This is a genomic window from Coprococcus sp. RTP21428st1_C9_RTP21428_210409, from assembly GCF_040227395.1.
GTDB classification, from domain to species: domain Bacteria; phylum Bacillota; class Clostridia; order Lachnospirales; family Lachnospiraceae; genus Coprococcus; species Coprococcus aceti.
This window is the reverse complement of the sequence record NZ_JBEHVV010000001.1, coordinates 77,610-92,247: the sequence shown is the minus strand read 5'-3', so window position 1 is coordinate 92,247 and position 14,638 is coordinate 77,610. Positions and strand designations below refer to the sequence as shown.

Annotated in this window: 11 protein-coding genes; 2 read left to right on the top strand and 9 right to left on the bottom strand. The window is 44.4% G+C overall.

All coding sequences use genetic code 11. The features are described from left to right. Nucleotides 1-92: 92 nt before the first annotated feature. The 4 genes from ABUA34_RS00360 to ABUA34_RS00345 all read right to left on the bottom strand — a co-directional run bounded on the left by ABUA34_RS00360 (nt 93) and on the right by ABUA34_RS00345 (nt 6,768). Nucleotides 93-1,427, bottom strand: coding sequence for a glycerate kinase family protein (locus ABUA34_RS00360; protein WP_161172142.1), 1,335 nt, complete (start codon nt 1,425-1,427; stop codon nt 93-95). A 178-nt stretch (nt 1,428-1,605) separates the two neighbouring features. Then, a complete protein-coding gene (locus tag ABUA34_RS00355) occupies nt 1,606-3,507 on the bottom strand; it encodes a fibronectin type III domain-containing protein (RefSeq protein WP_349822660.1) in 1,902 nt (633 codons plus the stop codon). A 225-nt stretch (nt 3,508-3,732) separates the two neighbouring features. Then, complete coding sequence (locus ABUA34_RS00350; protein WP_349822659.1) at nt 3,733-5,223, bottom strand: helix-turn-helix domain-containing protein; 1,491 nt, start codon at nt 5,221-5,223, stop codon at nt 3,733-3,735. 165 nt (nt 5,224-5,388) lie between these two features. Continuing rightward, the gene (locus tag ABUA34_RS00345) at nt 5,389-6,768 is read right to left on the bottom strand and encodes an MATE family efflux transporter (protein WP_022216305.1); all 1,380 of its coding nucleotides are present in this window, start codon (nt 6,766-6,768) and stop codon (nt 5,389-5,391) included. Between the two features lie 492 nt (nt 6,769-7,260). On the opposite strand from ABUA34_RS00345, the gene ABUA34_RS00340 reads away from it, so the two are divergent. Beyond that, nucleotides 7,261-8,115 carry an ROK family protein gene (locus tag ABUA34_RS00340; protein ID WP_117875367.1) on the top strand — a complete coding sequence of 285 codons (855 nt, stop codon included), beginning with the start codon at nt 7,261-7,263 and terminating at the stop codon, nt 8,113-8,115. 63 nt (nt 8,116-8,178) lie between these two features. Here ABUA34_RS00340 and ABUA34_RS00335 read toward each other — a convergent pair whose 3' ends face one another. The 4 genes from ABUA34_RS00335 to ABUA34_RS00320 form a co-directional block, all read right to left on the bottom strand. Next, nucleotides 8,179-9,159 (bottom strand): glycosyltransferase family 2 protein, encoded by a 981-nt coding sequence (locus ABUA34_RS00335; RefSeq protein WP_015533458.1) that lies wholly within the window; start codon nt 9,157-9,159, stop codon nt 8,179-8,181. Nucleotides 9,160-9,169: 10 nt separating this feature from the next. Beyond that, entirely contained in the window at nt 9,170-10,318 is a 1,149-nt protein-coding gene (locus ABUA34_RS00330; RefSeq protein WP_055280094.1) for a glycosyltransferase family 2 protein, read from the bottom strand. A 117-nt stretch (nt 10,319-10,435) separates the two neighbouring features. Beyond that, nucleotides 10,436-11,272: an undecaprenyl-diphosphate phosphatase gene (locus tag ABUA34_RS00325; protein WP_015533460.1), complete on the bottom strand. Its 837-nt coding sequence runs from the start codon at nt 11,270-11,272 to the stop codon at nt 10,436-10,438. 157 nt (nt 11,273-11,429) lie between these two features. Next, on the bottom strand, nt 11,430-11,942 hold the full coding sequence (locus tag ABUA34_RS00320) for a DNA-deoxyinosine glycosylase (RefSeq protein ID WP_192934988.1): 513 nt from the start codon (nt 11,940-11,942) through the stop codon (nt 11,430-11,432). A 239-nt stretch (nt 11,943-12,181) separates the two neighbouring features. Here ABUA34_RS00320 and ABUA34_RS00315 point away from each other — a divergent pair, with 239 nt between their 5' ends. Further along, the gene (locus ABUA34_RS00315; RefSeq protein ID WP_118017645.1) at nt 12,182-13,504 is read left to right on the top strand and encodes a sodium-dependent transporter; all 1,323 of its coding nucleotides are present in this window, start codon (nt 12,182-12,184) and stop codon (nt 13,502-13,504) included. A gap of 128 nt (nt 13,505-13,632) precedes the next feature. Here the strand turns inward: ABUA34_RS00315 and ABUA34_RS00310 are convergent. Beyond that, on the bottom strand, nt 13,633-14,638 hold a 1,006-nt coding region (locus ABUA34_RS00310), incomplete at its 5' end, for an ATP-binding protein (protein ID WP_349822658.1).

Here is a 14,638-nt window from a genome sequence, read left to right as displayed (position 1 = left end):
AGTAGTAAATTTATTTTCTTGCATATCTCTTCATTTTTTGCAGAAAAAATTCACACGCCTCTGATTCTGTTTCAAACAATTTAATACCATATCTATCTAAGCCGTGCAGGTCTGCACACACGTGCCGACATCTGTTCCTTAAGTTCTGTGATCTTTGCGGCACACGTCGTCAGATTCGCCGCAGCATTTTCAGGCTTCATCGCCGTTCTCACCTGCTCCGGATCACTGTCATCTATCCCAAGCACATTGTTTACTGCATAGCACTCATTGAACACTCCTTCTTTGACGCAGTTCTCCGCGCCATCCCCAAGACATCCTCCTATGGCGATCACATATTTGCCGTGTTTCTTTGCAAGCTTTGCGACTCCCAATGGGGTCTTGCCCATCATGGTCTGGGCATCTATCCTGCCCTCACCGGTTATGACAATATCTGCCCACTCTACATCCGCCTCAAGCCCTATCTCTGACAGAACTATATCTATTCCCGGCATAAGTTTTCCACCTAGGAACATGAGAAACGCATATCCAAGTCCGCCCGCAGCGCCAGCACCCGGAGTGTTTCTGTCAGACTTTCCCTCAGCTGATCTTTCCACAACGTCAGCATAGTTTTTCATGTAGCCATCCATGATTTCCACCATCTCCGCATCTGCACCCTTCTGCGGTGCAAATACACGGCTGCACCCTAGCTCCCCCACAAGGGGATTAGTCACGTCACAGGCGATACTAAATGTACAGCGTGATAGTCTGGATGCAAAGTCATCATCATCTACACATGACTCATCGACAGCACCTGCACCAGATATCGCAGCAGTGCCTACAATTGGCGTATCGACAGGATCTGCTACAGCCAGCTCTGATGAATTCTTACGGACAAGCATCTTCCCCGGAATAACAATCCTTTCAAGGACTCCAAGCCCCTCTGCCCCATATGGCACCTCATGACCATCCGCATCAAGACAGTAAAATCCAAGAGCCTGAAGCATTCCTATCCCGCCGTCATTCGTTGCACTACCACCTATCCCGATGATAAAACGCTCACATCCCTTTGAAACGGCATCATTTATCATCTCACCGACACCATATGTAGTCGTATGCATCGGATCTCTCCGGTTCTCCGGAACAAGTGGAAGCCCCGCCGCCGCTGCCATCTCCATGACAGCAGTTCGCCCGTCTGCGGCATTATATATTGTATATTCCGCAGTGATCCTATCACCAAGCGGTCCGGTCACATAACATCGCTCTCTGCTGACACCATCTCTTCCATATATAAGAGCATCAGTAGTGCCCTCTCCGCCATCAGCCACAGGGCGTACCCTGACCTCTGTATCCGGTAATATTGACTTTATTCCTTTTTTTATGGCATTCCCCGCTTCAAGACTCGTCATGCTTCCCTTGAAAGAGTCAACCGCCACAAGTATCTTCTTCATAATAACTCCTGTCTGTATACTGAAGCACCAGTCATCCATCTTTGTACATGGCTGAAGCTTCACATCGCCTTTGTATATTATAATACCATCTGCCTGTTTTGCACACCAAAAGTGGGGCGTATACAAAACTGTTGTTATGTTCTGTATACGCCCCGTTGTTCAAAATGATGTAATTAAGCTATTTTACTTTAACAGATTTCGCCTTGCTCCACGCAGAGTAAAATGTCACTGACTTTCCATTTATCTTTACTGTCTTGTAGGTTCTCACACGTACATAGTATGTCTTTCTACTCGCAAGCTTCTTGACACTTGTTCTGATCGTCTTGTTCTTGCTTACAGTCTTTACCTTTGTGCCACTTCTGAAATTCTTATTTGCACAATACTGTAACTGGTAACCTGTTGTCTGTGTCATCTGCTTGTTCCATCTGACTGTCATGCTGCCCTTGCCGGACGCAGTCGCAGCAATGGTGGTTCCCTTCGGATTGATGGTGAAATACATTGTCTTCGAATCCTTATATTTATTTCCGCACAATGTGACCTTGACCGAATATTTTCCTACATTTTTTCTCCCCGCACTGTAGGTGGCCTTGTAATCCTTATTCTTTGTCAGAATATTCCCAGCGGCATCTTTTACTGTAACCGCCGGTGTTCTGACCTTTCCATTATATACATACGAAGCCGCATTAAGCTTAATTGTAGACACCTTGGATATTCTGGATGTCGAAAGCTTTTTGCCGCATGACTTACACGTTGTGGTGATGACGCCAGCCTTCGACATTGTTGCTTTTGTTGTCACAGTGTTCACCTTTGTGGCGTGCTTACATACGGTCGTCTTTGCTGTGAGGACGCCAGACGCAGCATTACTATACACCACGTAAGTGTTCTGTATATATTCAAGCTCACCGGATACCTTGTAACCCTGTGACAACATATACTCATTGCTGTAATACTGGTCTCTTGTAAATGAAACATTGTCTTCTGACTTCTCCACCATACAATATGATGACACATTTCCATACTTGTCTGTCACATCGCCAAGTACACCTGCTATGTCATATTTGAAATATGCATAATCTTTGTAGTTATTATCTATTGAATTATATAAAAATACACACTTATCGCCCGTCTTCTCCTCAATGTACACATATGCAGGTGAAGAGGATCTGAAAGAATATCCGGCAACAGATTCTTGTGTATCGGTGTATCCACACTCCTCAGCGTTGAATGTACCCTCTGTAGTCTTCAGCTCATGCATATAATACTTTCCATCGTTTCCTGGTATAGGCATGAGCTCATACTCTGTATATATACGCACATTCTCTGCCTTTATCGTTCCATCTGGATTATACTCGGTACGCACCCCCTCCGTCACAGTATACAATTTCTTATCATCAGCTTTTTTGTACACCTGACAAATGTCACCTTCACCGCTCAGATCAATCTCTATGCTCTGTATCTGCTCATAGTTCATTCTGGTTGCCTGTGTCTTCTGAAGACCGGTCAAACCATTTACAGCAAAACAATCTGCAACCGTTGTGTTCATGGCCAGAACAAGGTTGCCGTCCGTCTTTCCCGCAAATGCGTGTACCTCAGCATTTCCACTTATCTTGAAGTATGATCTTGTTCCCTCCGGCTGTAAAACTATTGCGTCAGTTGACTTCTGCTTCTCGTTGACATACAATTTACCGTCACCAACGATTTCCACAGAACCGCCATATCCATCTCCCCATGCATACAATGCACTTACATGACTCGTTCCCACGAGCTTGATCTTAAAATCATCGCCCATCATATTGGTAACGACCCTGTAATCCGGCAAATTACAATTGGTGAGTGTCAAAGTGTTCGTACTCTTGTCATACACCGCACCTTTGGCACTGGTAGTTGTTCCTGCCTGCGGAGTCCTGAAGCTGTACACATATATCGCTTCGTTATTATCCGGATTGTAGAACTCAACATATGCAAAGCTCCACTCCTCATCCTCACACGGGCCATTGTTTGCGGCCATCGCCGCGACACCGCCTACCGTCAGAATAAAAATAAACGACAGCAGAAATGTCAATCTCCTGAAATGCTTCATAGTCATTCCCCCTTCTATGATATTCTTCGTCTACAGGTAAGTAACTCACCTGTTGTTTTATGTCATAGATTATAGTCATCTGCTGTCGTTTTCATAACGTTACATATGTCTCAATATGTGCTATATATTCAATTTTACATTCATTCATCACTTTTATATAATCCATGTGTGTATTTTCAATCTGGCATACTTATACTTCCATAGCAATCAACTCTCACGCAATCATCATTCCTCATGCCATCCATAATAATACTGAATAAGGCCTACTCTGGTCTTCGTTCCAGTCTTCTCATTCATGGAAGATATATGCCTATATAGGGATGCCCTTGATATGTACAGCTCATCCGCTATATCCTGTACACTGCCATCAGATACAAGCAGCTTCTGCAACACCTCCCGCTCACGTCCAGTGAGGTGATGAGCATCTGCAAAGCATTCAAAATCAACCTCAACTCTTGCGTTAGAATTCTCCGCCGATTTCGTCACTTTTTCTTCATCATATCGTCTATATTGTTCCTTCTGTAGATTTTCAAGCACAAATACCGCAATGCTTATAAGTACGAGCAACAATATGACCACTACACTCATAACCATGATTCCGGGGGAATCTATCAGCATATATGATATTATTCCCACAATACCCGCACCAATGTTGTTGACTGCCCTTCCGGCACCAGACCAAAGCGCTGACCAACGCATTCCATAGGATACATTTATGAATCCTGTCGTGAAATACACTACGAAGAATCCGGCTGCAAGATAGAATACAATCAGACCTATGATAAATGCCCCTCCAAACTCTATGATAAGCATGGCTATAACGGACAACACTGTAACGCAGTACATCATCTGATTCATAAAGCGCTGATCTTTTATATCAAACAAGAAGCCTGCTGCAACTCCGCTTAATGCGAGAAACAACCTTGGCCATTGCCCCACATCTGCCCCGCCCTCAGCGTGGACAACGGTCACAACATTATCCAGTGCGGAAAATATAAACGTCATAAGAAGAACAACCATCACAAGCGCCACAGCCACCGATCCGCTATCAGGAGTTGTTTCGTCACATTTTTCTTTGCAATCCGTTTTGTTCCGCTCATCTACCATGTATGTGTCCACTTCCGCTTCTGCGTATTCATCTCTGGCCAGAAAAAGTATCACTGCAAGTGCCACTATGGCCAGCGAGAACATAACCATACGCAGGATCACATTGTCTATAAGATTATAATTGATATACTGCAGAAGCAGTCCAAGTGCATATGAAATTCCCACAATTACCGTAAGATGCTTTCTATCCGTATAATCGCGGCTCACATCGTGATACACGCGTCCTCCCATAACACCACACACAATAAAGAATATAATTCCATATAACAGTATCAATTTGCCGGAACACAGTATTATCGCTGCGAGCGCGGCAACCTCCACTATATTCAAAGTAATAATTATTATCTGCTTGATTTTGCTGCCGACATATCTCTCAATCAGTGCATATATGAATAGTCCCACCGCACTGGCCAGCAGTATCACGCTCTGATACAACAGAACACTTCTGGCATCCACAAACTCCGCAGCCCTGCTGTCGAAGAAGAATTCCATACCCAGAAATACAAAGCTGAACAGAGCCAGCGAGATCACACTTCTGATATGCGCCGGTTCAAAGCCTTTTTCATTATTATTTATTTTTTCAACATCCACTGATCTTTCCCCTGACATATATGGTCATCTCCTGTTTATTCTGTATTAAAGATAATATAGCGCTGAATTTTTGTCAAAATATAAAGTATGCTAATTCATAACACCTATATCCCTTGGAATATCAATGTGATTGAATCGAAGAAGGACGCCCCCAAAAGGCGTCCTTGCTATATTAATTATTATCTATGCATTTTCCGTACCGTCATCTTCTCTCTGACACTTTCTTATATACACAGAAAATCTCACAGATGCGGTGAGTGCTATCACAATCCATGTAAATATATTCGTATACCACACTCCCCAGAATCCCATCTTTAACACATACATCAGTATCAGTGCAAATACTATCCTTCCTCCCACCTCAAGAGCACCATTCAGCATGGAGAACACCACATCCCCCATTCCATTTAATGCGCCTCTCATGGTATATATCGTTCCAAGTGCAATATACATACTTCCGGATATCACAAGTCCCTTTGCGCCAAGCCTTATGACATTCTCCTCCGTCACGAAAAATCCCACAACATTTTCCCTGAAAACTGCTACCAGACAGAACAATGCTGCACCAAGAGCCAGCGTGATGAGCTCTGTCTGCCATACCGCTCTGCGCACCCTTTCGTACTTGCGTGCGCCACAGTTCTGTCCTGCAAATGTAGACAATGCAAGTCCCAGAGAACTAAACGGCTGGAATATGATTCCCTCAACCTTTCCTGTTGCAGTATATGCAGCCATGACCTCCGGACCATATCCATTTATAAGGGTCTGCAGTATTGAGCAGGATATTGATATCATGGAAGTCTGAACCGCCATTGGTATACCGATACTGAAATCTTCCTTCATTATATCTCTGTCAAACTTGAAATGGCCTCTCTTCAGTCTGAAATAGGGATTGGTTTTCACCGCATAACATATAGAGCCAACGCTAGACAGGATCTGACTGAGAACCGTTGCATATGCGGCACCGGCAACGCCCATATCCATGTATATGACAAACACTATATCAAGCACAACATTTATGGCAGAAGCAATCATGAGAAATATAAGTGGGGTCTTTGAATCCCCAAGTGCCCTTAGCACAGCAGAAATTCCGTTATAAATAGCCACCGCTATCGTAAATCCACAGGTGATCCTCATGTATGTATATGCGTAGTCAAATGTTTCTGCAGGGGTCTTCATGAGCCTTATAATAGGCCCCGCAAAACAATATCCCAGTATACTCATGAGTGCACCAACCGCCAATATGACAAACAATGCATTTGCTATGGCTTTTTTTACCTGCTCTTCTTTCTTCGCTCCAAAATATCTTGATATGACAACACCTATTCCAGATGCCATTCCATTGCACAAAGAAAAAAACAGGAAACTGATCATTCCAACTGATCCCACACCGCCAAGCGCATTTGCCCCTAGATGACGACCAACCACTATCGAATCAACCAGGCTGTATACCTGCTGAAATAGATTGCCTATAAGTAGCGGAACTGAGAACTTCATGATCAGTTTCATACTGCTTCCCTCTGTCATATCCATAACATATTCTTTTTTGTTCAATACCTTTTCCACTATGTTTGCTCCTTGTATATATTTAGATTATCCATGATATACAAACTCATGAATCACCTTGCAGATTTTCATAGCAGCACCATCCGTATTGTAATCCCTGTGTATTAACCCATATGCCTCATCATAACATAAGTTATGCTAAGGTCAAGAAGCTAAATGGCTAATCTTCTATATACTCAACATAATCTCTTTCATCAGCGAAAAGCTGGTACTCTCCGTCCACATATCCCATATACCCTTCCGAAACAAAATATCCTTTTATCATGATCACGCCTCCTGTACACTTTATCTTCCAAGCTTCAAGCCTCTATCAAGCTCCTTAATATGGCTCTATCTTATCTTGTCAAGTGTCCAAAAAAGCGTACACCAATTCTCTTTTATATTTCACAAGTACCGACGCAAATCCGGGCTTGAAGATAAGTGACACGGCATATATAATGTATATAATTTTGAAAAATTTCTGCCATATAAACATGGCACCAAGGAGGAAATATGTACTACGGCGCACTTGAAGCCGGTGGCACCAAGATGGTTTGTGCCATAGGCGATGCAGACAAGAATATAATAGACAGAATATCCATACCGACGGGCACACCTGACCAGTCCGTGCCTGCCATGATAGATTACTTTAAGAAATATGACATATCCGCTCTCGGAATCGGTACATTTGGCCCGGCCGACATCAATCCTAATTCCCCTACCTACGGCTCCATCATGAGGAGTCCCAAGAAAGATTGGGAGGGATTCAGCCTTTACAAAGCATTTACGGATGCGCTTGGCTGCCTGGTTGTGGTGGACACAGACGTAAACGCAGCAGCCTGGGGTGAATACCTGTATGGAGCACTGAAAGGACTCAACTCGGGAATGTACCTCACTGTTGGAACCGGCATCGGCGGCGGTATAATATCCGATGGCAGACTCATTCACGGCATGGAACACCCGGAGACAGGCCACATCCTCATCCCTAGACGAACCGGAGATGATATACCATGTACCTGCCGATTCCACCAGAGCTGTGTAGAGGGTCTTGCATCCGGCCCTATGCTTGAGCGCAGAACCGGAATGAAAGGCAAAGACATCCCAGCCGACTCACCGGTATGGGATCTTGAAGCATTTTATATAGCTGAGGCACTGGTCAACTACACCATGTGCTACTCAGTTGAGAGGATCGTCCTTGGCGGCGGAGTCATGGACAACAAATTCCTGTTCCCTATGATCCGCAATTACTACACTGAACTGCTGTCGGGTTACATTGACATGCCACAGGTCAAGGACACCGACACATACATTGTTCCCGCAGGGCTCGAGGGAAATCAGGGCATCATAGGTGCTATGAACCTGTTCTGATACACACATTTGTCCACAAAAAAACAGTTTCACCGATCGACTGGTGAAACTGTTTTTTCTTTTCTATGCTGTTGCCTTCTCGTACTCCTCAAAGGTCTTATCCATTATAACCTTGTACTTGCCATACTCGGTCTTGTTGTAGAAGCACTCCTCTGAAAGACTCTTGATACCAAACTCCTCGAACCACTCTTCCTTAAGCTTGTTGAACAGAACCTCCTTCTTTGGTCCTGTGATGGTCTCCAGATGCCACAGACTGAAATGCAGTGCATAGTTGATGTAATCCTGCTCATACTCCCAGAAATTGCCGTGGGCTTCAAGCGCCGCCTTGAGTGCCACAAGAGCCTCGTGGAAGCACTGCCATGACTTCTCTCTGGTGTTGGACAATGACTTTGGATTGTTTCTTCTCTGGTGTGCAAGCACCTCGTCCACTATCTCTATATTTGTTGCAAATGCTATCGCTGAAAATACGAACAGCATATCATTCGAAGTTCTGAGCTGCTGGAATCGGAAATGGTTCTCCTCAACATATTCCCTGCTGAAGAGCTTATCCCAAGCCCATCCCACAAATACCTTGAATATATTTCCCGTGAAATTACGAAAATACATTGGTCTGTACGGTGGAAGCTCCTTCTCGTGAAGTGTCCATCTGACCTGAACAAATTCCTGAAGATCCTCTCTATACTGATCTGATCTGAACACAACTACCTGAGCTCTGGTCTCGTGAGCCTTGCTCCATGCCTTTTCCAGCATGTCCGGCTCAAAGAAATCATCGGAATCCAGAAATGAAAGATACTCTCCGGTCGCGATCTCAAGACCTTTGTTTCTCGCTGCCCCGGCTCCGGCATTTGCCTGCTGTATAACCTTTACACGCTGATCCTTCGCCTCATATTCCTTCAATATCGCCAGAGAATCATCTGTGGAGCCATCATCCACGCAAATGATCTCTATATCCTTAAGTGTCTGACCCACTATGCTGTCCATGCACTGGCGCAGATAATCAGACACATTGTAAACAGGAAGAATAACTGATACCTTTGTACCCATAGCTTTACCTCTATTTGTTTCGACTAAATAAACTCTTGATCTTTCTAGGTATGAACATAATGACCGCACCGATCCTGAATGTAGGTGTCTTCTTCACTCTGTCCAGATCTGCACGGGTCTGATGAACCAGACCACGGAGTCTCCTGACTTCTCTCTCAAGCTTGCGCTCACGATCTGTACATGCGATTCTTGTATAATAGTAATCGTCAGGGGACTTGATGATAAACTGGATGTTCGCCCACTCAAGCTTTGTAAATATAGTCTGATCAATCTCCTGCATCTCCATTGCTCTCTTGAACTCGGAGCTGTATCTTCTTATATAATCCTTCTTGAATTCAGGTCCGATTCTCCTGATCGTCTCGTTGTAATTGTGGTATTTCTTGAGCCAGTATACGCCTCTGAAACGCTCCCAGATCTCGGGATCCTTTACAAGTATATCTCTGATGTGATCATACTCAACATTGACACAGTATACCTTCTCTCTGCTGTGAACAGATGAATTCGGGTTATCTCTGCGGTTCATATAATATGGCTTGTTCACTATCATAGCTCTCTTGGCATATATAAATGTCTGGAACCAGAAACCATTGTCCTGGAATGATGCTCCCGGAGTCTCGTTGTGTCTGATATGATACTCCTCTATGAAGCTTCTCTTGTAAATTCCACTCCATGTGTTCATAATGAAACGGATCGCACTTGGTGTCTCGCTTGGATTGAACACAACATTATAATCCTCTGCATTCGGTGACAAGTGGTTGTACACCAAAGTCATGTTGCCATTGTCATCGTTGCGCTTAAATCTATAGAAATCTGCCTTTACAAGGTCAAGGTCGTTCTCAACCGCCTTGTTGTACAGTTCCTCATACATATTAAGTGGCACAAAATCGTCAGGCTCAACTATACCAATATACTCACCTGTAGCCTTATCAAGACCGATATTCATGCCTATTCCATAACCGCCATTTTCCTTGTCAACAATAATGATACGGTCGTCTTTCTCCGCATATCCCTTTAATATTTCAAGTGAACTATCTGTAGATCCGTCATTGATACATATGATCTCTATATCCTTCAATGTCTGATTTACAACACTATCCATACACTCCACCAGATACATCTCTACGTTATATGTTGGAATGATGATTGAAACCTTTGCCATCTTTCTTCTCCCATAAAATTTTATCACAATGTTAATATGTGCTATAATGCACAATTCATGGGCATTATAGCACATACTATATATATTATGCAATTTTTGATTTTATTTATTTATAAGCTATGCAAATAAGGCAAAATATGCAAGAACTATAACTCCGAGCACGATCCTGTACCAGCCAAATATCTTGAAGTCATGCTTCTTGATGTAGCTCATCAGGAACTTGATGACAACAATGGATACAAGGTATGCAACGACACAACCTATAATAAGTATAGCGAACTCAGCACTTGTAAATGACAGTCCGAATTTGATCATCTTCAGAGCACTGAGTCCGAACATAACCGGAACCGCAAGGAAGAATGTGAACTCCGCTGCTGCCACTCTTGATACACCGATGAGCAGAGCGCCTATGATGGTGGCACCTGAACGGGATGTACCCGGTATGATGGAGAGCACCTGAAACATACCTATAAGAAATGCTGTCTTGTATGTTATGTCGTTCAGCGTCTCAACCTTCGGTGTTCTGGTCTTGTTCCAGTTCTCAATCACAATAAATGCTATTCCATAGAAAATAAGGGCAATCGCTATGACAACCGCTGTGTGCAAATGCGCCTCTATGTAATTATCAAACAGTATCGTAACTATCGCTCCAGGTATACATGCAACAACTGTCTTGAACCACATACTCCAGGTATCTTTCTTCATGACAGGCTGTGTCTTGTCTTTGAGCTGGAAAGGCCACATCTTATTCCAGAATATGGTCACGACAGCAAGTATCGCTCCAAGCTGTATCACCACGAAAAACATTTCCTTGAAATCAGTGCTCGCATTCAGTGAGATAAATTCATCCACAAGAAGCATATGTCCTGTGCTACTGATCGGGAGCCACTCTGTGACTCCTTCCACGATACCAAGGAATACTACCTTAAGTATCTCGATAAAACTTAATGCCATCTCTTCTCTCTCCTTTTAACTTCATTATGAGTATTCTATATTCACAGCGGATATCTGACTCCATCCGGCTGCGGTCTCTATGATAACATATTCTCACTCGTTGTACATCATTCTACAGAAAGCTTTTGAAAATGTTATGTATGAGTTTATCTTCTGTCTATAATTTGCATATATCCGGTATCTCAGCACCCCAGATGTCAACCAGCTTATCCACCGAAAACGCAGCATTTGCCGGGCTTGTGGACGGAAGTACAACAGGTTCTATGCCAAGTATCTTCTGCTGATATTTTGCATAATACTTTCCTGAGGTCTTGCCGTTGCATATCACTTTTGTGACCTTGGAAGCTTCCACTATCTTCGACAGATCCGTGGGCGTAACATTCTTTATACTGCTGTCGCTTGAACCTATGATGTCACAACTGTAGATCGCATCCCACAGGGCTATGTGGTGTGCATGCAGCATGGCTTTCTTCTCATCTATGGTCACCGGAAGTTTCTCGCCAAGCACTCTGCTGATGACCTTCCAGAATCTGTTCTGCGGATGTCCGTAGAAGAACATCTGCTCCCTGGACTTCACCGATGGCAGGCTTCCCAGTATGAGTATCCTTGATTTCTCGTCGTATAGTGGGGGAAATGGATGTACTATATGTTCATATCTGTCCTCTGTCAATCTTCTCACCTCTCAGATAATATTCAAATAACTTTTTCCATTTTTCTGGTACATTGTACGCCACCTGCCGGTTATTTTTCAATTAAATTCTTGCTTTTGCAGCTATGTTTTAAGTCATGTCCACATTATTTAATTTACTTCCAAATGATATTCATGTATATTAATTAAGTTAACGTAATTTACGGACTATGAGAGAGATCCGCCAATGCGGTAACGAACACATTTGGGAGGAATTATACATGAAAAAGAGAGAATCTTTTAACAACAAATGGGGCTTCATCCTGGCCTGCATCGGCTCTGCCGTGGGCATGGGCAACATCTGGATGTTCCCTACAAGAGTCTCCATATACGGCGGCGGATCCTATCTCATACCATATTTTATATTTGTGGTACTCATCGGATTCACCGGAGTTATCGGAGAGATGAGCTTCGGACGAGCTACAAGATCCGGTCCAATCGATGCATTTGGAATCGCCATGGAGAAAAAGGGCAAGCGAAAGCTCGGTGAACTGCTGGGCGGCATACCTGTGCTCGGCGCACTGGCAATGGCCATCGGATACACGGTCGTCATGGGCTGGATACTGAAATACATGATCGGAGCTTTCACCGGAAGCACACTGTCACCGGAGGATATAGACGGCTTTGCTTCAAGCTTCGGCGGAATGGCATCTTCATTTGGCAACAATGCATGGCAGATCATTGCACTTGCCATCGGAATCACCATCCTTATGTTCGGCGTGGGCAACGGTATTGAGAAGGCCAACAAGGTCCTGATGCCGGCGTTCTTCGTATTGTTCATCATCCTGGCCATATATGCGGCATGCCAGCCGGGAGCCATAGAGGGATACAAATACATCTTCCGAATAGAGCCAAAGGTACTTGCAGATCCAAAGACATGGATATTTGCGCTGGGACAGGCATTCTTCTCACTCTCAGTTGCGGGAAACGGAACTCTGATATACGGCTCATATCTGCCAGACGATGAGGATATACCGGAGGCTGCCGGACGTGTTGCACTTTTCGATACGATTGCTGCCATGCTTGCCGCACTGGTAATCATACCTGCCATGGCAACTGCCGGAGCACAGCTCAACCAGGGCGGCCCGGGATTGCTGTTCATCTATCTGCCATGCCTGTTCAAGTCCATGCCTGGCGGTTATATTGTTGCCATACTCTTCTTTGTGGCTGTGTTCATGGCGGGACTGTCATCACTAATCAACCTGTACGAAGCACCAATCGCAACGGTGCAGGAGAAGCTTGGAGTTGGCAGAAAACCTGCATGTGCCATCATCGGTGTCATAGCAGTTGTGGTATCCATCTGTATACAGGGTATCGTATCTGACTGGATGGATGTACTGTCCATCTACATCTGCCCACTTGGCGCAGGACTTGCCGGAATCATGTTCTTCTGGGTATGTGGCAAGAAATATGTTGAGACACAGGTCAACACCGGAAGGGAAAAGAAGTTCACAGAGAAGTTCGTGCCTATATGCAAATACATCTACTGTCCTGTATGTCTCCTTGTATTGATACTTGGTATCCTTCTCGGAGGCATCGGCTAGACAGACATTTCAATATAATTAATAAAAAGCAGTCTGACGGATCATCACCATGTATAACACTGGCGATGTCCGCAGACTGCTTTTTACTTACTGTATCATTATCTCTTTAATCGTGTATCTTATTGTGTTTAATGTCTGTATCCCGCAATTATATGTAATGCCTTATCCTCATCAAGTGGCTTTGCTATGTGCTCATTCATGCCCGCCGCCTTGCACTTCTTCACATCCTCTGCGAATACATTTGCAGTCATGGCAATGATCGGAATGGTTCCGGCATCCTCAAGGTCTGAGCTTCTTATCTGCCTGGTGGCCTCAAGGCCATCCATCTCCGGCATCATCACATCCATGAGTATCACATCGAAGCTTCCAGCCGGATGTGATCTGTATATCTCAACAGCCTCACGGCCATTTGCCGCAGTTGTGGCAACAGCACCAGCCGTCTCCACCATAAATGTTGCTATCTCCATGTTGAGCGAATTGTCCTCAACCAGCAGTATCTTCATTCCATCAAGTCTGACTGCCTCGTGATCCTCTGGCTTCTCCGGCTCAACGACATCTGTACAGATCTCAAATGGTATCTTCATGGTAAATGTAGAACCCACACCCGGCTTACTATCAACCTCTATGCTTCCACCCATGAGGTCGAGAAGCTCCTTGGTAATAGCCATGCCAAGACCTGTTCCCTGATACTTTGTTCCCGCATCAGTGTGCTCCCTTGAAAATGGCTCAAACAGGTGGCTGATGAACTCCTGGCTCATTCCAACTCCTGTGTCAGCTATCCTGAACACATAATTGGAATGCCTGCCGTCTACAGGTATCTCGTCCATCCACGCCTCTACCGTTCCGCCCGGCTTGTTGTACTTGATGGCATTTGTCAGTATATTGAGAGAGATCCGCTGAAGATGAAGCGGACTGCCTATAACCATGTTGTGCTTTATATTGAAATGAGCACCCGTAAGCTTCACATCGTTCTCCTGTGCCATGACCAGGATTGGATCATATCCACTTCTCAAAACCTTTATTATGTCAAACGGTTCACTGGTGAGCTCCGTTCTTCCGCTCTCAAGTCTGCTCATATCAAGCACATCGTTGATGAGCAGTTCAAGCTGTTTTCCAGCATCATCTATCTTGGAC